The sequence below is a fragment of the Streptomyces albidochromogenes genome (genome assembly GCF_005981925.1).
GTDB lineage: Bacteria > Actinomycetota > Actinomycetes > Streptomycetales > Streptomycetaceae > Streptomyces > Streptomyces albidochromogenes.
Genome location: NZ_VBVX01000086.1, coordinates 1 through 22,518 on the forward strand (window position 1 = coordinate 1; position 22,518 = coordinate 22,518).

General features: G+C 72.2%; 13 protein-coding genes and 1 tRNA gene. 13 read left to right on the forward strand and 1 reads right to left on the reverse strand.

Features of this window, described 5'->3' with window-relative positions:
- Positions 1-51 precede the first annotated feature (51 nt).
- Complete coding sequence (locus E2E34_RS13970) at positions 52-465, forward strand: Rv3654c family TadE-like protein (protein ID WP_341870217.1); 414 nt, start codon at positions 52-54, stop codon at positions 463-465.
- Here the strand turns inward: E2E34_RS13970 and E2E34_RS13975 are convergent.
- Positions 368-2,905: a DEAD/DEAH box helicase gene (locus E2E34_RS13975; protein ID WP_138902229.1), complete on the reverse strand. Its 2,538-nt coding sequence runs from the start codon at positions 2,903-2,905 to the stop codon at positions 368-370. The genes E2E34_RS13970 and E2E34_RS13975 overlap by 98 nt on opposite strands.
- A gap of 81 nt (positions 2,906-2,986) precedes the next feature.
- Between E2E34_RS13975 and E2E34_RS13980 the strand changes: the two genes are divergently transcribed.
- The 12 genes from E2E34_RS13980 (at position 2,987) to E2E34_RS14035 (ending at position 22,353) form a co-directional block, all read left to right on the forward strand.
- On the forward strand, positions 2,987-3,340 hold the full coding sequence (locus E2E34_RS13980; RefSeq protein WP_028810414.1) for an STAS domain-containing protein: 354 nt from the start codon (positions 2,987-2,989) through the stop codon (positions 3,338-3,340).
- 93 nt (positions 3,341-3,433) lie between these two features.
- Positions 3,434-3,907: an ATP-binding protein gene (locus tag E2E34_RS13985; RefSeq protein ID WP_138902230.1), complete on the forward strand. Its 474-nt coding sequence runs from the start codon at positions 3,434-3,436 to the stop codon at positions 3,905-3,907.
- A gap of 271 nt (positions 3,908-4,178) precedes the next feature.
- A complete protein-coding gene (locus E2E34_RS13990; RefSeq protein ID WP_138902231.1) occupies positions 4,179-6,596 on the forward strand; it encodes a sodium-translocating pyrophosphatase in 2,418 nt (805 codons plus the stop codon).
- A 209-nt stretch (positions 6,597-6,805) separates the two neighbouring features.
- Positions 6,806-7,384, forward strand: a complete 579-nt coding sequence (locus E2E34_RS13995; RefSeq protein ID WP_138902232.1) for a small secreted protein — start codon at positions 6,806-6,808, stop codon at positions 7,382-7,384.
- Between the two features lie 153 nt (positions 7,385-7,537).
- Positions 7,538-9,067 carry a DUF7059 domain-containing protein gene (locus tag E2E34_RS14000; RefSeq protein ID WP_138902233.1) on the forward strand — a complete coding sequence of 510 codons (1,530 nt, stop codon included), beginning with the start codon at positions 7,538-7,540 and terminating at the stop codon, positions 9,065-9,067.
- A gap of 227 nt (positions 9,068-9,294) precedes the next feature.
- Positions 9,295-9,492 carry a hypothetical protein gene (locus E2E34_RS14005; protein WP_138902234.1) on the forward strand — a complete coding sequence of 66 codons (198 nt, stop codon included), beginning with the start codon at positions 9,295-9,297 and terminating at the stop codon, positions 9,490-9,492.
- Positions 9,493-9,704: 212 nt separating this feature from the next.
- Entirely contained in the window at positions 9,705-12,602 is a 2,898-nt protein-coding gene (gene topA / locus E2E34_RS14010) for a type I DNA topoisomerase (protein ID WP_138902235.1), read from the forward strand.
- A 140-nt stretch (positions 12,603-12,742) separates the two neighbouring features.
- Entirely contained in the window at positions 12,743-16,072 is a 3,330-nt protein-coding gene (tmk, locus tag E2E34_RS14015) for a dTMP kinase (protein ID WP_138902236.1), read from the forward strand.
- Between the two features lie 565 nt (positions 16,073-16,637).
- Positions 16,638-17,852, forward strand: a complete 1,215-nt coding sequence (locus E2E34_RS14020) for a DNA polymerase III subunit delta' (RefSeq protein ID WP_138902237.1) — start codon at positions 16,638-16,640, stop codon at positions 17,850-17,852.
- 107 nt (positions 17,853-17,959) lie between these two features.
- A complete protein-coding gene (locus tag E2E34_RS14025; RefSeq protein ID WP_138902238.1) occupies positions 17,960-19,495 on the forward strand; it encodes an alpha/beta hydrolase in 1,536 nt (511 codons plus the stop codon).
- Positions 19,496-19,593: 98 nt separating this feature from the next.
- Positions 19,594-19,667, forward strand: a tRNA-Thr gene (locus tag E2E34_RS14030).
- 406 nt (positions 19,668-20,073) lie between these two features.
- Complete coding sequence (locus tag E2E34_RS14035) at positions 20,074-22,353, forward strand: catalase (RefSeq protein ID WP_138902239.1); 2,280 nt, start codon at positions 20,074-20,076, stop codon at positions 22,351-22,353.
- The last annotated feature ends 165 nt before the right edge of the window (positions 22,354-22,518 follow it).

Below are 22,518 nucleotides of genomic sequence, written 5' to 3' on the forward strand. Positions count from 1 at the left end.
ATCGTCAGCACCCCGGCGAACACCACCCCCAGCACCACCACCACGGCGACCGTGTGGGCCGTCGCCGTGGTGGTGGTGCTGGGGGTGGTGTTCGCCGGGGTGCTGACGATGGGGCAGGCGGTCGTCGCTCGGCATCGGGCCGGGGGCGCCGCCGATCTGGCGGCGCTCGCGGCGGCGGGGGAGTGGATGCGGGGTGAGGCGGCCGCCTGCGGTGAGGCGGCCGAGGTGGCAGCGGCTCAGGACACGCGCCTGGTGCGGTGTTCCGTGCGCGGCGAGGTCTCCGACGTCACGGCGGAGGCGTTCACAGGGCCGTACAGCGTCGCTGTGAGGGCCCGGGCTGGGCCCGCCGGACCAGTCGGCGCGGGAGCTAGTCCGAGGGGCTCTCAGCGGCCTCAGGCGGCTTCGGGGCATCGGGAGGGAGGTCCGGTGCGTCAGGAGAGGCCGGGGCCGGCGGGGCTCCCCTGAGGAGGACCGTCAGAAGGCGGACGGCGGCGCGTTTGTGCAACGGGTCGTTGCCGTTGCCGCACTTCGGCGACTGGATGCAGGAGGGGCACCCCGCCTCGCACTCGCAGGAGGCGATGGCCTCGCGGGTCGCCGTCAGCCACTCCCGCGCCGTGTGGAAGGCCCGCTCGGCGAACCCCGCGCCGCCGGGATGGCCGTCGTACACGAAGACCGTGGGGAGCAGTGTGTCCGGGTGCAGCGGGATGGAGACGCCGCCGATGTCCCAGCGGTCGCAGGTGGCGAAGAGCGGCAGCATCCCGATCGAGGCGTGCTCGGCGGCGTGCAGGGCGCCGCCGAGCTGCTCCGGGGCGACGCGGGCCGCGTCGAGCTGGTCCTCGGTGACCGTCCACCACACCGCACGGGTGCGCAGCGTGCGGGGCGGCAGGTCGAGCTTGGTCTCGCCGAGCACCTCGCCGGTGATGAGCTTGCGACGGAGGAAGGAGACGACCTGGTTGGTGACTTCCACGGAGCCGAAGCAGAGACGGCCATCGCCCCAGGGGATCTCGGTGTCGGTCTCCAGTACGGAGATGGCGGTGGTGTCGCGGGCGGTGGTGGAGTACGGCGGGTTCGCCTCCTCGACCAGGGCGACGGCGCCGTGCGGGTCGTCCAGGTCGAGGTGCCGGACCAGGTACGTACGGCCCTGGTGGAGGTGGACCGCTCCGTCGTGGACGGAGGTGTGGGCGGCCGACGCGTCGACCGTGCCGAGCAGCCGGCCGGTCTGCGCCTCGACGATCTGCACGGGCCGGCCGCCCTCGCCCCGGATGTCGGCGAGGTCGGCCGCCCGCTCGCGGCGGGTCCAGTACCAGGACCTGCCCCGGCGGCGGAGCAGGTTGGCGGCCTCCAGCTGCGGCATCAGGTCGACGGCGGCGGGGCCGAAGAGCTCCAGGTCGGCGTCGGTCAGGGGGACCTCCGCGGCGGCGGCGCACAGATGCGGGGCGAGGACGTACGGATTGGCGGGGTCGAGGACGGTCGACTCCACCGGCTGGCGGAACAGGGCGTCGGGATGGTGGACGAGGTATGTGTCCAGCGGATCGTCGCGGGCCACGAGGACCGCCAGGGCGCCCTCGCCCGACCGGCCCGCCCGCCCGGCCTGCTGCCAGAGCGAGGCGCGGGTGCCCGGGTATCCGGCGATGACGACGGCGTCCAGGCCCGACACGTCGACGCCGAGTTCCAGCGCGGTCGTCGCGGCGAGGCCCAGGAGCTCGCCGGAGTGGAGGGCGCGTTCGAGGGCCCGCCGTTCCTCCGGGAGGTATCCGCCGCGGTAGGCCGCGACCCTGGCCGGCAGGGAGCGGTCGACGGCGGCCAGGCGTTCCTGGGCGATGAGGGCGATCAGCTCGGCGCCGCGCCGGGAGCGTACGAAGGCGACCGAGCGGACTCCCTGCACGGTCAGGTCCGTGAGGAGGTCGGCGGTCTCGGCGGTGGCGGTCCGTCGTACGGGCGCTCCCTTCTCGCCCTGCAGTTCGGTCAGCGGCGGCTCCCACAGGGCGAACACCAGTTCGCCGCGCGGTGAGGCGTCGTCCGCGACCTGCCGGACGGGAACGCCGGTGAGCCGGCCCGCGGACACGGCGGGTTCCGCCGAGGTGGCGGAGGCGAGCAGGAAGACGGGATTCGCGCCGTAGCGGGCGCACAGGCGGCGAAGGCGGCGGATCACCTGGGCCACGTGGGAACCGAAGACGCCCCGGTAGGTGTGGCACTCGTCGATGACGACGTAGCGCAGGGCGCGCAGGAAGGCGGCCCAGCGCGGGTGGGAGGGGAGTACGCCGAGGTGCAGCATGTCCGGGTTGGTGAGGACGTAGTTGGCGTACTGGCGCACCCATTCGCGTTCCTCGACCGGCGTGTCGCCGTCGTACACCGCGGGCCGCACGGCGTTGCCCAGGGGCGCGGCCAGGGCCTTCACCGCGCGGCGCTGGTCGGCGGCGAGGGCCTTGGTGGGGGCGAGGTACAGGGCCGTCGCGCCGCGCCCGTTCGGTGCCTCGGAGCCGTCGAGCAGAGTGCTGAGGACAGGGGCCAGGTAGGCCAGCGACTTGCCGGACGCGGTGCCGGTGGCGACGACCACGGACTCGCCGTCCAGGGCGTGCTCGGCGGCCACCGCCTGATGGGTCCAGGGGTGCTCGATCCCGGCGGCCCGGATGGCCGCGATCACTTCCGGGCGGATGCGGTCGGGCCACACTGCATGAGACCCCGCACGTGGGGGCAGGTGCTCCGTATGAGTGATGCGCGAGGACCGGCTCTCGCCTGCCGCGAGCCGGTCGAGGACCGTACGGGGAGAGGGTCGCGCGCCCGTGTTCTCCCCAGGTCTGCTGGGACGGTGATTCTTGGCCATCGGCACCGAGTGTGTCACTGGCGTGGCGGACAATGGTTCCAAGGCATCGTGCATGCCTGCAGGTAAGTGATTGAATGCCATCGCGGCTGGCGTTCCGTCCTCTGGCTCCGCCGGGGAGACCTCAGGGGGGCGGCCGCTCGATAGCAAGGTGCTGGAGGATCCGTGGACCTGTCCCTGTCGACTCGCAACGTGTCTGGACCTGGTGGCGACCGTACGGTCGTCGAGGTCGGTGGCGAGATTGATGTGTATACCGCGCCCAAGCTGCGCGAGCAGTTGGTCGAGTTGGTGAACGACGGCAGCTACCACCTGGTTGTCGACATGGAGGGCGTGGACTTCCTCGACTCCACCGGGCTCGGCGTGCTCGTGGGCGGACTCAAGCGTGTCCGGGCCCACGAGGGCTCGCTGCGTCTGGTCTGCAACCAGGAGCGCATTCTGAAGATTTTCCGAATCACCGGTCTGACCAAGGTGTTCCCCATTCACACCTCGGTCGACGAAGCCGTCAACGCCACCGACTGACGGCTTCCGGGGCACCGGAAGCAGGAACAGGGGCGCCGGGCCGAAAGCCTGGGCCCCTGAGAAGCACGCCCGTACGTCCGAGGGGGACCGCAGATGGCCACCGTTGAACTCCGCTTCAGCGCCCAGCCCGAGCACGTCAGGACGGCCCGCCTGGTGGCGGCCGCCGTGGCGCGCCGGGCCGGGGTGGACGAGGCGGTGCTGGACGAAGTCCGCCTCGCGGTCGGCGAAGCGTGCACCCGTGCGGTGGGGCTCCACCGCAGCAACGGCATCTCGGCTCCGGTCCGGGTCGCGCTGACCGAGGAGGAGAAGTCGTTCTCCATCGAGGTCGGGGACGAGGTGCCCGGTTCGGGTGGCGGTGCGGCCGGATCGGTCCCCGGGGTGCGCAGCACCACGGGGCCCGGAGCCGGCCCGGCGGAAGCCGAGACGGACACCGAAGCGGACGGGGAGGACGAGATGGGGCTGGCGGTCATCAGCGGACTTGTCGACGATGTCGAAGTCGTCACCGGCGCGTCCGGTGGCACCATCCGCATGAGCTGGCCGACGACGCCGGCGCCCGTTTCCTCTTGATCTTCCGCCGGTCCCAGCGGACCGGACGGACCCGATCAATTACGTGAGGCCCTGCTGAGCAGGGCCTTTCGTATTTCCCTAGATCCTTTTCGGAGATCATTCCGGAATCGCCAATGCGTTTGCCCCGTTACCGTTTTCCGGGGATCAAGGCGACGCGATCATTTGCGGAGTGGCAAGCGAAGGTCAATTCGGTTTGCGGCGCTCTGTTTTGATCAGGTTCCGCTCCCTACAATCCGTCCACATCTTGAGCGCTGAGCGTCAAGGAGGACGAATGGCGGGGCACTTCACAACGGATCAGCTGGATCACCCCTCTACTCTCGCGGCGGCGGTACTGACCGACGAGAACCGGACCATCGTGATCGTCGTCGCCGTAGTGGCACTGGCGGCCCTGGTCGTCGCCCAGCTGCTGGTACGTCAGGTACTGGCGGCCGGCGAAGGCACCGACAAGATGAAAGAGATCGCGGCGGCGGTGCAGGAAGGCGCGAACGCCTATCTCGCACGCCAGTTGCGCACGCTCGGCGTATTCGCCGTCGTGGTGTTCTTCCTGCTCATGCTGCTTCCGGCCGACAACTGGTCGCAGCGCGCCGGACGATCCGCATTCTTCCTGGTGGGTGCGCTTTTCTCGGCGGCGACCGGTTACATCGGCATGAGGCTGGCCGTGCGCAGCAATGTGCGGGTGGCGGCCGCCGCGCGGGAAGCCACTCCGGCCGCGGGTGAGCCGGAAAAGGATCTGACGGCCGTCTCGCACAAGGCGATGAAGATCGCTTTTCGCACGGGCGGCGTGGTCGGCATGTTCACGGTCGGTCTCGGCCTGCTCGGCGCCTCCTGCGTCGTCCTCGTGTACGCGGCCGACGCACCCAAGGTGCTGGAGGGCTTCGGCCTCGGCGCCGCGCTGATCGCGATGTTCATGCGCGTCGGCGGTGGCATATTCACCAAGGCGGCCGACGTGGGCGCCGACCTGGTCGGCAAGGTCGAAAAAGGCATCCCGGAGGACGATCCCCGCAACGCGGCGACCATCGCCGACAACGTGGGCGACAACGTCGGCGACTGCGCGGGAATGGCCGCCGACCTCTTCGAGTCGTATGCCGTGACGCTCGTCGCGGCGCTCATCCTCGGCAAGGCCGCCTTCGGAGACGCCGGACTGGCCTTCCCGCTGATCGTTCCGGCGATCGGCGTGGTCACCGCGATGATCGGCATCTTCGCGGTCGCCCCGCGGCGTGCCGACCGCAGCGGAATGACCGCCATCAACCGCGGCTTCTTCATCTCCGCTGCGGTCTCCCTCGTCCTGGTGGCGATCGCCGTCTTCACCTACCTGCCGTCCTCGTACGCCGACCTGGACGGCGTGGGCGACAGCGTCGTCAGGGGCCACGACGGCGATCCGCGCGTGCTGGCGCTCGTCGCCGTCGCCATCGGCATCGTCCTGGCCGCCCTCATCCAGCAGCTCACCGGGTACTTCACCGAGACGAACCGGCGCCCCGTCAGGGACATCGGCAAGTCCTCGCTGACAGGCCCCGCCACCGTCGTCCTGGCCGGCATCGCCATCGGCCTTGAGTCCGCCGTCTACACCGCGCTGCTGATCGGCCTGGGCGTGTACGGCGCGTTCCTGCTCGGCGGCACGTCGGTCATGCTCGCCCTCTTCGCGGTCGCCCTGGCCGGCACCGGCCTGCTCACCACCGTCGGCGTCATCGTCGCCATGGACACCTTCGGTCCCGTCTCCGACAACGCCCAGGGCATCGCCGAGATGTCGGGCGACGTCGAGGGCGCGGGCGCGCAGGTCCTCACCGACCTGGACGCCGTCGGCAACACCACCAAGGCCATCACCAAGGGCATCGCCATCGCCACCGCGGTCCTCGCGGCGGCGGCGCTCTTCGGCTCGTACAAGGACGCCATCGCGACGGCCCGCGACGACGTCGGGGCGAAGGTGAGCGAGCTGGGCCTCCAGATGGACATCTCGCAGCCCAACAACCTGGTCGGCCTGATGCTCGGCGCCGCAGTCGTCTTCCTGTTCTCGGGACTGGCGATCAACGCGGTGTCCAGGTCGGCGGGCGCGGTGGTCTTCGAGGTGCGGCGGCAGTTCCGCGAGCATCCCGGGATCATGGACTACACGGAGAAGCCGGAGTACGGCCGGGTGGTCGACATCTGCACCAAGGACGCGCTGCGCGAGCTGACCACACCGGGCCTGCTCGCGGTCCTGACCCCGATCGCGGTCGGCTTCTCGCTCGGCGTCGGCGCGCTCGGCGCGTTCCTCGCGGGCGCCATCGGGACGGGCACGCTGATGGCCGTGTTCCTCGCCAACTCCGGCGGCGCGTGGGACAACGCCAAGAAGCTCGTCGAGGACGGCCATCACGGCGGCAAGGGCAGCGAGGCCCACGCCGCGACCGTCATCGGCGACACGGTCGGCGACCCGTTCAAGGACACCGCGGGCCCGGCGATCAACCCGCTGCTGAAGGTCATGAACCTGGTGGCGCTGCTCATCGCCCCGGCGGTGGTGCAGTTCAGCTACGGCGACGACGCCAACGCCGGGGCGCGGGCGGTGGTGGCGACGCTCGCCATCGTCGTCATCGTCGGCGCGGTGTACGTCTCCAAGCGGCGCGGGATCGCCGTGGGTGACGAAGACGACTCCGCGGACGCCTCGGGGCGGGTGCCCAGGCCGGCGGATCCGGGGGTGCCGTCCAAGGTCGTCTCGTAGTACTCGTCACACCGGCTCAGAGGGCGGGCGGACAGGGCGTGCTGACGCCGCGTCCGCCCGTCCGCGCTGATTTCCCTTGGGGTTTCGTGAGGTGTCTCTCCCTTGGTGCAAATGGCTTCAATAGCCCATGGACCGGACGTACGGCATGCGGATGTCGCCCACTTGGCGTGTATGTTCCGGGGCCGAGAGCCTTGGAAGGGACCAATCCGGTGAACAAGAAGTTTGCGGCCGCGCTGTCCGGCGGCGCGGTACTGGTAATGGCGCTGTCCGGCTGCAGCAGCGACGACAGCGACGACAAGGTCAACGACTGGGCGAAGACGGTCTGCGACCAGGTGCAGCCCCAGTTGAAGAAGATCTCGGACGCCAACACCTCCATCCAGGAACAGACCGCGGACAACAGCAAGCCCGCCGACGTCCAGAAGACGGACGCCCAGGCCTTCCAGCAGATCTCCGACGCCTACAAGGCGATGGGAACGGCCGTGGACAAGGCGGGCGCCCCGCCGGTCGACGACGGCGAGACCACCCAGAAGGAAGCGGTCAAGGAGCTCAACGCCTCCTCGGCGGCCTACGCCGACCTGAAGAAGCAGGTCGAGGGGCTCGACACCAAGGACCAGGCGAAGTTCGCCGACGGCCTCAAGGGCGTCGCCGACGAGCTGAGCGAGATCAGCAAGAGCGGCGACCAGGCGCTCAAGAAGCTCCAGTCCGGCGAGGTCGGCACGGCGATGTCCAAGCAGCCCGGCTGCCAGAAGCCGGGCGCGACCTCCGCCTCGCCCGACGCGAAGGCGTAGGACGGCCGAGGCGGCGCGGTACGCCGCCCGCGGGCCCGTGCCGCGGCGGCGACGGCCCGGTTGTGGCGCGAACGGCCCTGCCGCGCGGCCCGGTGTCCCGAACAGGGGCCGGGCCGCGCGGCTTTTGTCAGTGCCAGCGGTGACAATGGCCGGGTGAGTACGACCAGCCTCCCCGTGAGCCTTCCCGCGTCCGAGAGCTCAGCCCGACTGCGCGAGGCGCTCCTCGCCGCCGACTTCACCGCCGACGGGCTGCTGGAGCTGCTCGGCGCGCCCGCGTACGCCGCGCTGGCCCGCAGCGAGACCGTGCCCGCGCTGCGCGCCACGCGCGGCGACAGCCCGCTCGAGACGCTCGTGCGGCTGTTCCTGCTCCAGCAGGCCGTGCCGGACCGCCGTGCCGGGGCGGCCCTGCCCCTGGAGCAGTGCCTCGCCGACGGCTGGCTGGTGCGCGAGGACGCGTACGGCGACGGCGCGTCCGCCGCCGTACGGGCCACCGTGGACGTCCGGCCGTACGGCGGCGAGGAGGGCCAGGACTGGTTCATCGTCTCCGACCTGGGCCGCGCGGTCGGCGGCGCCGGCGGCGCGGGGACCCGCGAGGAGGGTGTCGTCCTCGGCGTCGGCGGCGCGTCCACCACGCTCGCCGGGATCACCGTCCGGGCGCCGGTCACCCGGGCCCTGGATCTCGGCACCGGGTCGGGCATCCAGGCGCTGCACGCCGCGCAGCACGCCGTGCACGTCACCGCCACCGACCTCAACCCGCGCGCCCTGCACTTCACGCGGCTGACGCTCGGACTCTCCGGGGCGCCCGAAGCGGATCTGCGCGAGGGCTCGCTCTACGAGCCGGTCGGCGAGGACACGTACGACCTGATCGTGTCCAACCCGCCCTTCGTCATCTCGCCGGGCGCGCGGCTGACGTACCGCGACGGCGGTATGGGCGGGGACGATCTGTGCCGCACGCTCGTCCAGGGGGCGGGGGAGCGCCTGAACGACGGGGGGTACGCGCAGTTCCTCGCCAACTGGCAGCACGTCGAGGGCGAGGAGTGGCAGGAGCGGCTGCGCTCGTGGGTGCCGCGCGGGTGCGACGCGTGGATCGTGCAGCGCGAGGTGCAGGACATCACGCAGTACGCCGAACTGTGGCTGCGCGACAGCGGCGACCACCGCACCGACCCCGCGCAGTACGCCGCGCGCTACGACGCCTGGCTCGACGAGTTCGAGGCCCGCAAGACCAAGGGCGTCGGCTTCGGCTGGATCACGCTGCGCAAGTCCGGCGCCGAGGACCCCTCGATCACCATCGAGGAGTGGCCGCACCCCGTCGAACAGCCGCTCGGTCCGGTCGTGCGGGCCCACTTCGAGCGCCAGGACCACCTGCGGGCGCACGACGACGCGGCGCTGCTCGCCGGTCACTTCAGGCTCGCGGACGAGGTGGTGCAGGAGCAGATCGGACTGCCGGGCGCCGAGGACCCGGAGTACGTCGTACTCCGTCAGAACCGGGGCATGCGGCGGGCGACGAAGGTGGACACGGTCGGTGCGGGCTTCGCGGGCGTGTCCGACGGGTCGCTCAGCGCGGGCCGCATCCTCGACGCCATCGCGCAGCTCCTGGGCGAGGACCCGGTGCTGCTGCGCGACCGGACGCCCGAGGCGATCCGGCTGCTGGTCGAACAGGGCTTCCTGGAGCCGCTGGACTGAGCGGCGGCAGGGGCGCGCTCACCGGCCCCCGCTGCCCCCGTCCCGGCTCGGGGGCCGCCGGCGCGCCCCTCGGCCCGGCTCAGGCCCCCGGCCGCCCGGCGGGCCCCGGACGCCCACACTGCGTTCACCGCCGGTTCGCGTCCGCGTCGCCGGGTGGTGTCCCCGTGGTGCCAGCCTCACCGTCCGGGAGATCCGGACGGTCCGGGGCGAGGGTGAGGGGTACGGGGATGGAGAGCGGGCCTGCGGTCTTCGCCGGAACGGCGTTCTCGGTGTTCGGGGCCGCCCTGCTGTGGTGGACAGGGGCGCGCGCTCTGCGTCGTGCGCCGGTGGCGCACGGGACGAGTCCCGTGACCTCCTTCGCGCTGGCCACCGCGTTCGGAGCGGCCTTCGTCGTTCTCGGAGTGTGGTGTTTCGGCCGGATCTGATCGGAAGAGATCCACACGGCATCTGCACGAGGTCTTCAGAGGGGTCCCGCAGAGGCGGTCGGGCGGTCCGGGCGGCAGGAATGCCGGGAGTCGGGTTACCGTTCGAGTGGCCGTTGCGGGCTTTTGCCGTTTGACACGGGGACGGGTTGTACCGTCACACTCCGCAGCGTCACGTACGGACCACTGAGTGTCGACCGGAGAGAAGAGCCAAGTTGTCCCCGACCAGCGAGACCGCACACGGCGGCCGCCGACTCGTCATCGTCGAGTCGCCCGCCAAGGCGAAGACGATCAAGGGCTACCTCGGCCCTGGTTATGTCGTCGAGGCGAGCGTCGGGCACATCCGCGACCTCCCGAACGGCGCCGCCGAGGTGCCCGACAAGTACACGGGCGAGGTGCGCCGCCTCGGCGTCGACGTACAGAACGACTTCCAACCGATCTATGTCGTCAATGCCGACAAGAAGTCGCAGGTCAGGAAGCTGAAGGAGCTCCTCGCGGAGTCCGACGAACTCTTCCTCGCCACCGATGAGGACCGCGAGGGCGAAGCCATCGCGTGGCACCTCCTGGAAGTCCTGAAGCCCAAGGTCCCGGTCCACCGGATGGTCTTCCACGAGATCACCAAGGACGCGATCCGCGAGGCCGTGTCCAACCCGCGCGACCTCAACAAGCCCATGGTCGACGCGCAGGAGACCCGCCGCATCCTCGACCGCCTCTACGGCTACGAGGTCTCGCCGGTCCTGTGGAAGAAGGTCATGCCCCGGCTGTCCGCCGGCCGTGTGCAGTCCGTCGCCACCCGGCTCGTCGTCGTCCGGGAACGCGAGCGCATCGCTTTTCGTTCTGCTGAGTACTGGGACCTGACCGGCACGTTCTCCACGGGACGTACCGGTGACGCCTCCGACCCGTCCTCTCTGGTCGCCCGCCTGACGACGGTCGACGGCCGGCGCATCGCCCAGGGCCGCGATTTCAGCTCCGTGGGACAACTCAAGAGTGACGTCCTTCACCTCGACGAGGCGAACGCCCGCGCCCTGGCCGCCGCCCTCGCCGACTCGCCGTTCGCCGTCCGCTCGGTCGAGTCCAAGCCGTACCGCCGCTCGCCGTACGCCCCGTTCCGTACGACGACGCTCCAGCAGGAGGCCTCGCGCAAGCTGGGCTTCGGCGCGAAGTCCACGATGCAGGTGGCCCAGAAGCTGTACGAGAACGGCTTCATCACCTACATGCGTACGGACTCCACGACGCTCTCCGACACCGCGGTCCAGGCCGCCCGCGCCCAGGTGACGCAGCTGTACGGCGCCGACTACCTGCCGGACAAGCCCCGCACGTACGCCGGCAAGGTCAAGAACGCGCAGGAGGCGCACGAGGCGATCCGCCCCTCCGGCGACCGCTTCCGCACCCCCGCCGAGACGGGTCTGAGCGGCGACCAGTTCCGGCTGTACGAGCTGATCTGGAAGCGCACCGTCGCCTCCCAGATGAAGGACGCCGTCGGAAACAGCGTGACGGTGAAGATCGGCGGCCGGGCGAGCGACGGCCGCGACGCCGAGTTCTCCGCCTCCGGCAAGACGATCACCTTCCACGGCTTCATGAAGGCGTACGTCGAAGGCGCCGACGACCCCAACGCCGAGCTCGACGACCGCGAGCGCAGGCTGCCGCAGGTCGCCCAGGGTGACGCGCTCACCTCCGAGGAGATCTCGGTCGACGGCCACGCGACCAAGCCGCCCGCCCGCTACACCGAGGCCTCGCTGGTCAAGGAGCTCGAAGAGCGCGAGATCGGCCGCCCGTCGACGTACGCCTCGATCATCGGCACGATCCTCGACCGCGGGTACGTGTTCAAGAAGGGCACGGCGCTCGTGCCGTCCTTCCTGAGCTTCGCCGTGGTCAACCTGCTGGAGAAGCACTTCGGCCGTCTCGTCGACTACGACTTCACGGCGAAGATGGAGGACGACCTCGACCGCATCGCGCGCGGCGAGGCCCAGGCCGTGCCGTGGCTGCGGCGCTTCTACTTCGGTGAGGGCGACGCCGACGCCGGTGTCGCCCCGGGCGGCGCGGCGGACGCGGGCAACGGCGACGGGGACCACCTCGGCGGCCTCAAGGAGCTCGTCACCGACCTCGGTGCGATCGACGCCCGGGAGATCTCCTCCTTCCCGGTCGGCGAGGGCATCGTGCTGCGAGTGGGCCGCTACGGGCCGTACATCGAGCGCGGCGAGAAGGACGACGAGAACCACCAGCGCGCCGACGTGCCGGAGGACATGGCTCCGGACGAGCTGACCGTCGAGTACGCCGAGGAGCTGCTGGCCAAGCCGAGCGGCGACTTCGAGCTGGGCGCCGACCCGGAGACGGGCCGCCAGATCGTGGCGAAGGACGGCCGCTACGGCCCGTACGTCACCGAGATCCTCCCCGAGGGCACTCCGAAGACCGGCAAGAACGCGGTCAAGCCGCGCACGGCCTCGCTGTTCAAGTCGATGTCCCTGGACACCGTGACGCTGGCGGACGCGCTCAAGCTGATGTCGCTGCCGCGCGTCGTCGGTACGGACGCCGAGGGCGTCGAGATCACCGCGCAGAACGGCCGGTACGGCCCGTACCTCAAGAAGGGCACGGACTCGCGCTCGCTGGAGACCGAGGACCAGCTCTTCTCGATCACGCTCGACGAGGCGCTGGCGATCTACGCCCAGCCCAAGCAGCGGGGCCGCGCGGCCGCCAAGCCGCCGCTCAGGGAGCTGGGTACCGACCCGGTCAGCGAGCGCCCGGTGGTCGTCAAGGACGGCCGCTTCGGGCCGTACGTCACGGACGGCGAGACGAACGCGACGCTGCGGACCGACGACAGCGTGGAGGACATCACCCCGGAGCGGGGTTACGAGCTCCTCGCGGAGAAGCGCGCCAAGGGCCCGGCGAAGAAGAAGACCGCCAAGAAGGCCCCGGCGAAGAAGGCCACGGCCAAGAAGGCGGCCGCCAAGAAGACGACCACGGCGAAGACCGCCGCGGCGAAGAAGACGGCTGCCAAGAAGACGACGACGGCCAGGACGACCGCAGCCAAGAAGACGGCCGCCAAGAAGGCTCCGGCGAAGAAGGCGACGGCCTCCAACGCCTCGGCGGCTTCCGCTTCGGCCTCGGAGGAGTAGGCAGCAGGCGCGTGAAGCGGCCCCCGGCGCCCTGGTGGGCGCCGGGGGCCGTCCCTGTGCGGGCGCCCGTACGACCCGGGAGGAGACGTTTGTTCGGGCGGGGCCTCCGGCGACTGTCGGCGTCCGGATAGGCTGGGCGGATGACGCGAGCCGAGCAGCCAACGGTCGTGAGCCCCACCTCCGACGCACTAGCCGCAGACTCACGCGAGCGAGCCGTACGAGCCCTGCTGCGCCTTCCTCCGCTCAGGCGGTTGTGGAGCGCGCAGCTCGTCGGCCATACCGGCGACGCCCTCGCCCTTCTCGTGCTGCTGCTGCTGTCACTTCAGGCGGCGATCTCGGAAGGGTCGTTCGGCGGTGGTTATCGCGGTGCGGCCTTCGCGGTCGCCGCGGTGTTCGGGGCTCGGATCCTTGCCACCTTCATCTTCGGAGCCCTGCTCCTGGGCCCGGTCTCCACGCTGACCGCGCCGTCGGGGCCCCTCGACCGGCGCTGGACGATGATCGGTGCGGACGGGCTGCGGCTCGCCCTCCTCGTCGTCGCCCCGCTGTGGATCGACTGGACCCCGGACAAGGCCCAGGCCGTACTCCTGAGCACCGTCTTCGTCTCCGGCGTCGCCGAGCGGTTCTGGACGGTCGCCAAGGAGGGGGCCGCGCCCGCGCTGCTGCCGGCCCCGCCGCCCGAGGGCGCGTCGGTGCGGCCGCTGCCGGACCACCTGGACGCGCTGCGCCGGCTGTCGCTGCGTACGAGCTTCGTCGCGCTGCCCGCGGCCGGCGTCGTGCTGCTGGCGGCGACGCTGGTCGGCAACGTGCTGGGCTCCGGCATCGACTGGTTCACGCACCACCAGGCGGCCCTCGGGTCATACGTCGCCGCGGGACTGTTCGCCGCGTCCGTGTCCACGCTGTACTTCCTGGAGCTGCCCGACGGGCAGACGCCTCGCGCGCGCTCCCCGCTGGAGGGCCTGCGCCGGCCGAAGACCGGCACGGGCGTCGACAAGGGCCGTACCGGCGCGATCCGCCTCATCGTCGTGGCCTGCGCCGCCGTCGCGGGAGCGATCGCCGCCGCGGCGGCCGTCGCCGTACTGCACGCGAAGGACCTCGGCGGCGGACCCGTCACCTTCGCCCTGCTGTTCCTCGGCCTGACCGGTGGCACCGCCCTCGGCATCCGCAGCGCGCCCAAGGTGCTGCCCACGCTGTCGCGGCGCCGCCTCCTGGCGCTCGCGATCGCCGTCACCGGCGTCGCGCTGCTTGCCATGGGCCTGGTGCCCGACACCGCGACCGTCATCATGATCACGCTGCTCGCCGGCTTCAGCGCGGGAGTGGCCGCGAACACCGGGCACACACTGCTCGACCAGGAGACCGAGGACTTCCGGCGGGCGCGCACCACGGAGCACCTGCAGGCCGTCGCCCGGGTCTACATCGCCCTCGGCGCGGTCGTGGCCCCGGTGCTCGCGGCCGCGATCGGCCCGCACCGCCTGGCCAACGGAAGCTTCGTCTTCGCCCACGGCGGCGCGGCGTTCACGCTGATGCTTGTCGGCGCGCTGCTGCTGCCGGTGGCCGCGCTCGTACTCGCCAAGGCCGACGACCGGCAGGGCGTGCCGCTGCGCCGCGACCTGCGCGAGGCGCTGCGTGGCGGCGAGCCCGACCAGGCGCCCGCCGCGACCGGGTTCTTCATCGCGATGGAGGGCGGCGACGGGGCGGGCAAGTCCACCCAGGTCGACGCGCTCGCCGAGTGGATCCGCAACAAGGGCCACGAGGTCGTCGTCACCCGCGAGCCCGGCGCGACGCCGATCGGCAAGCGGCTGCGTTCGATCCTGCTGGACGTGTCCAGCGCGGGCCTGTCGAACCGCGCGGAGGCGCTGCTGTACGCGGCCGACCGCGCGGAGCACGTCGACTCGGTCGTCCGTCCGGCGCTGGAGCGCGGCGCCGTCGTGATCACCGACCGGTACATCGACTCGTCCGTGGCGTACCAGGGCGCGGGCCGCGACCTCTCGCCGACCGAGATCGCCCGCATCTCGCGGTGGGCGACGGACGGGCTCGTACCGCATCTGACGGTGCTGCTCGACGTCTCGCCGGAGACCGCGCGCGAGCGGTTCACGGAGGCGCCGGACCGGCTGGAGTCGGAGCCGCCGGAGTTCCACGCGCGCGTGCGGCACGGTTTCCTGACGCTGGCCGCCGCCGATCCGGGCCGGTACCTGGTGGTGGACGCCGGACAGGACCCGGAAGCGGTCACCACGGTCGTACGCCACCGGCTGGACCGGATGCTGCCCCTCTCCGACGCCGAGATCAAGGCGCGGGAGGAGGCGCGGAAGGCCGCCGAGGAGGAGGCGCGGCGCAAGGCCGAGGAGGAAGCCGCGCGCAAGGCGGAGGAGGAGCGGCTGGAGCGCGAGCGGCAGGCGCAGCTCGCGAAGCTCCGCGCCGAGGAGGAGGAGCGCAAGCGCCGCGAGATCGAAGAGGCGCGGCAGCGCGAGGCCGAGCGGCAGGCGGAGGAGGCCCGGCGCAGGGCCGAGGAGGCGCGCCGGCTGGCCGAGGAGGAGCGGCTGCGTCGCGAGGCCGAGGAGAAGGCGCGGGCCGCCGAGCAGGAACGGCTGCGCCGGCAGGCCGCCGAGGAGGCCCGGCTGCGGGCGGAGGCGGAGGAACGCCGCCGCGAGAAGCAGCGCAGGGCCGAGGAGGCGCTGCTGCGTGCGGAGGAGGCGCGCCGGCTCGCGGAGTCGGCCGCGGCGGCCACCGCGGCGGCCGCGTTGGCGCAGCGCGCCGCGGAGCCGTCCGGTCCCCGGTCCCCGTCCGACGCCCCGGCGACACCCGGGTCCCCGGCGGCTTCCAGGCCTCGGCCGGCGTCCGAGTCGCGGGCGGGATCCGAGACCCCCTCCGGGGCCCCGTCGCCGTCTCCGTCCCCTGCTCCGTCCGACGCCGAGCTGACGGTGCCGACGCCGGTCGTGCGTCCGGACGAGGTGACGCAGGCGGTGGAGAAGCCGCGCGTCGACATGCGCAAGGAGGAGCCCGCCGCCCCGGAGCGCACCGCGGAAGACACGGCGGTGCTGCGGCCCGTGCGGGACGTGACGCCGGCGGAGGAGACGGCCGTACTGCCGCCCGTGCGGGACGCGGCGCCGGCCGAGGAGACGACGGTGCTGCCGCAGGTGCGTGACACGGCGCCGGCGGACGAGACGGCCGTACTGCCCTCCGTGCGGGACGAGCCTTCGGACCGGGTCCCGCCGGGCTTCTTCCGCGACGAGCGGGCCGCGGCCGCCGACGCCGAGGGCGACGGCGGCAATGAGCGGACGCGCGAGCTGCCGTGGCTGGACCCGGAAGCGGCGCATCCGACCACCGGTCAGAACACGCGTGCGGCGCGTCGGCGCTCGGACTGGGCGGAGGAGACCCCGCTCGACGATCTGCCGTCGCTGGCGGACGAGCTGCTCGGTGGCCGGGACGCCGACGAGGACGACGCGGGCGGTCGCGGGCGCGGCGGACGCCGGTAGGCCGGTAGGCGGACGCCGGTACGCATCACGGGCGGTACGGGCGCTTTTCTCGGCCCGTACCGCCCGAGGCGTTCGCGCGGCGGGCACCGGCGCGAGTGGACGGCCGGCCCTGCTGCGCGACGGGGCGGGCCGCGCCGGAAGACCAGGCGGGGGCTCCGTCCCTCGCACGCCGTACGGGCAGATCGGCCCCGATCGGTGGGCCTGAGGCGAAGGGCTCGCAGGGGCCGGCGGGATCATCGGCGCGCCGCTGGACGGCGGGGCCGACCGCGCCGGAGGGCCGGACGGTGCTCCCGCACCTCGCACACCGTACGGCCGATGGGCCTGCGGCGGGGGGCTTGAACCGGTGGGCTCCGCAGGCCCCGGCGGGAACGGTCGGCGCCGCCGCGCGACGAGGCCGGGCCGCGCCGCAGGACCCGTGCGCGCACGCCGGACGACCGTGGGCGCACGGCGGGATGTGGCTCGTGGGCCGTGATGTCAGTGGGGTCGACCACAATGGGGGTGGTCGGGGTTCGAGAACGTAAGCACGTAGGCAGCGGCGCGAAGGCGCGGCGGAGGCGGTAGCACCATGGCCGTATGGGACGACCTGGTCGGGCAGGCGCGGGTTCAGGCGCAGTTGGCCGATGCCGCGCGGGATGCCGACGGGCTTGTCACCGCTGTCGCGGACCGGTCCGGGGCCACACCCGCGCCCGCCGGGTCCCGGATGACGCACGCCTGGCTGTTCACCGGGCCGCCGGGCTCCGGGCGGTCCACCGCCGCCCGCGCGTTCGCCGCCGCGCTGCAGTGCGTCAGCCCGGACCGGGCCCTCGGCGGGGAACCGGGCTGCGGGTTCTGCGACGGATGCCACACGACCCTGGTCGGCACCCACGCCGACGTGGAGATCGTCCGTACCGACCAGCTCTCCATCGGCGTGAAGGACACCCGCGAGCTCGTCCGGCGGGCCCAGCTGTCCCCGGCGGGCGGCCGCTGGCAGGTCATCGTCCTGGAGGACGCGGACCGGCTCACCGAGGGCGCCGGAAACGTGCTGCTCAAGGCCATCGAGGAGCCCGCTCCCCGTACGGTCTGGCTGCTGTGCGCACCGTCCCTGGAAGACGTCCTTCCGACCATCCGATCCCGCTGCCGCCACCTCGTCCTCAGCACGCCGTCCGTCGACGCCGTCGCCGACGTGCTCGTACGGCGTGACGGCATCGACCCCGCGACCGCCGCGACCGCCGCCCGCGCCACCCAGGGCCACATCGGGCGGGCCCGCAGGCTCGCCACCGACGAGCGCGCGCGGGCGCGGCGCGCCGTGGTCCTCAAGGTTCCGCTGCGCGTCGCGGACATCGGTGGCTGCCTCAAGGCGGCCCAGGAGCTGGTCGACGCGGCGGGCGAGGACGCCAAGCAGGTCGCCGAGGAGATGGACGTCAAAGAGACGGACGACCTCAAGGCGGCGCTCGGCGCGGCGGCGGGCGGCCGTATGCCACGCGGCACTGCGGGCGCGATGAAGGAGCTGGCCGACCGCCAGAAGCGCCGCTCGACCCGTACCCAGCGTGACAGCCTCGACCTGGCGCTGAGCGACCTCACCGGCTTCTACCGCGACGTCCTCGCGCTCCAGCTCGGCTCCCGGGTCGCCCTGGCGAACGAGGACGTACGGGACTCGCTGGACCGCGTCGCGCAGAGCTCGACGCCCGAGCGCACCCTGCGGCGGATAGAGGCGATCATCGCCTGCCGCCAGGCCCTGGACCGCAACGTCGCGCCGCTGCTCGCGGTGGAGGCCATGACGGTGGCCCTGCGCGCCGGCTGAGCCACCGGTTGCCGCACACCATGGCGCGGGCCGTCCCCGGGTTGACCGGATCACTCGTACGAGGCCATGCGGCGCACATTCCGTCACCACCGCACTACGCTCCGAGGATGGACACCAGGCATCTGATCCGGATCTCTGCCACCGCCCTCGCGACAGCCGGGCTGCTCATCTCCGGCTGCTCCTCGGGAGGTTCGTCGCCCAGTGCCTCGGCGTCCGCGTCGCAGTCACCGGTCCCGGCCGCCCTGAAGACGTACTACGCCCAGAAGCTGACCTGGCGCGAGTGCGGTGCCTCCGGGTTCCAGTGCGCCACGATGAAGGCCCCGCTGGACTACCGGAAGCCGGAGCGGGCCGACATCAAGCTCGCGGTGTCCCGCAAGAAGGCCACCGGCCCCGGCCGGCGCCTCGGATCCCTGATGGTCAATCCGGGCGGGCCCGGCGGCTCCGCCATCGCCTACCTCCAGGCGTACGCCGCGATCGGGTACCCGGCGCCGGTCCGCGCGCGGTACGACGTGGTGGCCGTCGATCCGCGCGGCGTGGCGCGCAGCGAGCCCGTCGAGTGCCTGACGGGCAAGGAGATGGACGCGTACACGCAGGTGGACCAGACCCCCGACGACCTGGGGGAGACCGACAAGCTGGTCACGTCGTACAAGAAGTTCGCGGCCGGCTGCGCGAAGCGCTCGGCCGCGATCCTGCCGCACGTCTCCACCGTCGAGGCGGCCCGCGACATGGACATCCTGCGCGCGATCCTGGGCGACCGGAAGCTGAACTACGTCGGGGCGTCGTACGGGACGTTCCTGGGCGCGACGTACGCCGAACTCTTCCCCGCCCGCGCCGGGCGCCTCGTCCTCGACGGCGCCATGGACCCGTCGCTGTCCGCCCGGGACATGAGCCGCGACCAGACGGCGGGCTTCGACACCGCGTTCCGGTCGTTCGCGGCGGACTGCGTCAAGCACAAGGACTGCCCGCTGGGCACCGGTACGCCGGCCGAGGCGGGCAAGCGCCTGAAGGCATTCTTCGGCAAGCTCGACGCCAAGCCCGTCCGCACCGGCCAGAGCCGCCCGCTCGGCGAGTCCCTGGCGACCACCGGAGTCATCGCCGCGATGTACGACGAGTCCGCCTGGCCGGAGCTGCGGACCGCCCTCACCCGCGCGACGGGCGGCGACGGCGCGGCCCTGCTGGCGCTCGCGGACAGCTACTACGAGCGCGCCGACGACGGCAGCTACCAGAACCTCATGTACGCCAACGCGGCCGTGAACTGCCTGGACCTCCCGCCCGCCTTCACCGCCCCCGCCGAGGTCCGCACCGCGCTCCCCACCTTCGAGAAGGCGTCCCCGGTCTTCGGCAACGGCCTCGCCTGGGCCTCCCTGAACTGCGGCTACTGGCCGGCGAAGGCGACCGGCACCCCGCACCGCATCGCGGCGAAGGGCGCCGCCCCGATCGTCGTGGTCGGCACCACCCGCGACCCGGCGACCCCGTACAAGTGGGCCCGGTCCTTGGCCGGCCAGCTGGCCTCCGGCACCCTGCTGACCTACGACGGCGACGGCCACACGGCGTACGGCCGGGGCAGCGACTGCATCGACACCGCGATCAACACCTACCTCCTGGAGGGCACGGCCCCGCAGAACGGCAAGAAGTGCTCCTGACCTGCACGGATGGGCGCCGGGAAGGGCTGTGCGGAGCACCCCTCGAAACTGTGTAGACTTGTGCCCGCTGCTGATCGCACCATGGTGTCGGCAGCGGCGCCGCCTTAGCTCAGTTGGCCAGAGCAACGCACTCGTAATGCGTAGGTCTCGGGTTCGAATCCCGAAGGCGGCTCGGATCAACCCCAGGACTCACTCGCCGTGACCTGGGGTTTTTCTATGCCCGGAAGCGCGCTGCGCCTGCGGTGAGGTGGCGGCGGGAGCGCGGTCCGCTGCGGGGGCCGTGGCCCCGCACGGTGCATTTCGGTCTCGTCTTCCGGTCGGCCGGCATCGGCGTCGCGCGGGACAGTGCCGCGCTCGGCGCGGCGGGCATCCTCTGACACCGCGATTTATGGCCATGGTGCGGGAAGCCGTGGCGGTGGTCGGCTGAAGCCGGCCGGTTCGGGGGCCGGGGGCGGGGTACCCGCGCGGTCGCCGCCCACAGGCGCGGGTCTGTGCGGTCGCGTGGGCCCGGAGCGCAGTTTCCTCTTCTGCGGTGCGGGTCATAGCTGTCACGTTGCCCCCACACGGTTGGAGAACAGATGAGCGAGAAGAACCCGGTCAAGGCGGCGGCGGAGAAAGCCGTCGACCTGGTCAGCGGTGACCACGGTCCGCAGGACGGCATCCCGGGCAAGCCCGGCGCCGAGACGCCGCCGGTCGACGAGCCGACCGAGGTCCGGGGTCCCCTGCCGCCCAAGCCCGACCAGAGCGGACCCGCGACAGTCAGTCCGACCGGCCGGGCCACCGGCGCCGAGCGGACCGACATGGCGCAGCACGGCGCTTACCTGACCACGGCTCAGGGGGCGCGGCTGTACGACACGGACCATTCCCTCAAGGCCGGCGCGCGCGGGCCCGTCCTGCTCCAGGACCACCACCTGCGCGAGAAGATCACCCACTTCGACCACGAGCGCATCCCCGAGCGGGTCGTGCACGCGCGCGGCGCCGCCGCGCACGGGATCTTCCAGGGGTACGGCACCGCCTCCAAGGTCACGAAGGCCGCTTTCCTCGCGAAGGACGTCGAGACGCCGGTGTTCGTACGGTTCTCGACCGTCCTCGGATCACGCGGCTCCTCGGACACCGTGCGCGACACCCGGGGCTTCGCGACGAAGTTCTACACGGAGGAAGGCACCTTCGACCTCGTCGGCAACAACATCCCGGTCTTCTTCATCCAGGACGCGATCAAGTTCCCGGACATCATCCATGCCGGGAAGCCCCACCCGGACCGGGAGATCCCGCAGGCCCAGAGCGCCCACGACACGTTCTGGGACTTCGTCACCCTGCACACCGAGGCGACGCACCACACCCTGTGGAACATGTCGGACCGGGGCATCCCGCGCTCGTACCGGATGATGGAGGGCTTCGGCGTCCACACGTTCCGGCTGGTCAACGCCGAGGGCGCGACGACGCTGGTGAAGTTCCACTGGAAGCCCAAGCTGGGGGTGCACTCGCTGGTCTGGGAGGAGGCGCAGCTCGTCAACGGCATGGACCCCGACTTCCACCGCCGGGACCTCGCCGACGCGATCGAGGCGGGCGCGTACCCGCAGTGGGAGCTCGGCATCCAGACCTTCCCCGACACGCCCGAGCAGGTCTTCGAGGGCATCGACCTGCTCGACCCGACGAACATCGTCCCGGAGGAGCTGGCGCCCGTACAGCCGATCGGTCTGCTGACGCTCAACGCCAACCCGACGAACTTCTTCGCCGAGACCGAGCAGGTCGCCTTCCACCCCGGGCACCTCGTGCCCGGCATCGACATCACCGACGACCCGCTGCTCAGCGGCCGGCTCTTCTCCTACCTCGACACCCAGATCAGCCGTCTGGGCGGGCCCAACTTCGCCCAGATCCCGATCAACCGCACCCACGCGCCGGTCAACGACATGCTGCGCGACGGCATGCACCAGACGGCCGTGCACAGCGGGGCGGCTCCCTACCGGCCCAACTCCCTCGACGGCGGCTGCCCGTTCCTGGCGGGCGCGGACACCGGCGCGTACATCGAGGTGCCCCGGGAGGTGCCGGCGGCGAGGAAGGTACGCGAGGCTCCCGCCTCCTTCTCGGACCACTTCAGCCAGCCCCGGCTGTTCTGGCTCAGCATGACGCCCGTCGAGCGCGAGCACATCATCGCGGCGTACACCTTCGAGCTGAACAAGTGCTACGAGCAGTCCGTCAAGGAGCGCGCGCTGAAGGTGCTCGCCAACATCGACCCGGAGCTGTGCGAGCAGGTCGCGACGGGCCTCGGTCTGCCGGCGCCGTCGGCCACCGTGACCCTGACCACCCCGGAGCCCAGCCCGGCCCTGTCCCAGCTCGGGCAGACCTGGCCGCTGGACGGACGGATCATCGGCATCGTCACCGACTCCGACGGCGACCTCGACGGCGTGCGGTCCGTACGGCAGGCGGTGCTGGACGCCGGGATGGTCCCGCTGCTGATCGCCCCCGAGGGCGGCAAGCTGGAGGGCGGCGGCGAGCCGCTCGCCGTCCAGCGGACATACGTCACCGCGCGGTCGGTCGAGTACGACGCCCTGCTGGTGGCGGGGGTGCCCCGGGTCGGAAGCGACGCTTCCGGCGTACGGGACGCCAAGTCCGCCGAGGCGGTGGCGCCGGCCGGGGCGGCGACCGATCCCCGGGTGCAGCTGATGCTGCTGGAGGCGTTCCGGCACGGCAAGGCCATCGGGGGCTGGGCGGGCGCCGAGCGGGTGCTGGAGTCCGCGGGCGTTCCCGTCGGGGCGCCGGGCGTGGTGACGGCCGGCAGCGGTACGGCCGTGCTGGAGCAGGTCACACGGCTCCTGGGGCAGCACCGGGTGTGGGAGCGCTTCCCCGCCTCCGTCTGACGCCGCCGGCGCCTCAGCCCCTGCTGCCGCGGCCGCTCTTGCGGCCGCACACCACCGGCGCGACCCACCCCGGTCGCGCCGGTGGTGTGCGGTTCGGGACGCGTCCGGGGCGTGTGGTTGCCTTGACCCTCGGGGGAGAGCGGGCGACGGGTGACGGGACGGGGG

Coding starts and splice junctions, on each gene's coding strand:
- E2E34_RS13975 (WP_138902229.1), bottom strand. CDS start 2,905: ATGGCATTCAATCACTTACCTGCAGGCATGCACGATGCCTTGGAACCA.
- E2E34_RS13985 (WP_138902230.1), top strand. CDS start 3,434: ATGGCCACCGTTGAACTCCGCTTCAGCGCCCAGCCCGAGCACGTCAGG.
- E2E34_RS13990 (WP_138902231.1), top strand. CDS start 4,179: ATGGCGGGGCACTTCACAACGGATCAGCTGGATCACCCCTCTACTCTC.
- E2E34_RS14005 (WP_138902234.1), top strand. CDS start 9,295: ATGGAGAGCGGGCCTGCGGTCTTCGCCGGAACGGCGTTCTCGGTGTTC.
- tmk (WP_138902236.1), top strand. CDS start 12,743: ATGACGCGAGCCGAGCAGCCAACGGTCGTGAGCCCCACCTCCGACGCA.
- E2E34_RS14020 (WP_138902237.1), top strand. CDS start 16,638: ATGGCCGTATGGGACGACCTGGTCGGGCAGGCGCGGGTTCAGGCGCAG.
- E2E34_RS14025 (WP_138902238.1), top strand. CDS start 17,960: ATGGACACCAGGCATCTGATCCGGATCTCTGCCACCGCCCTCGCGACA.
- E2E34_RS14035 (WP_138902239.1), top strand. CDS start 20,074: ATGAGCGAGAAGAACCCGGTCAAGGCGGCGGCGGAGAAAGCCGTCGAC.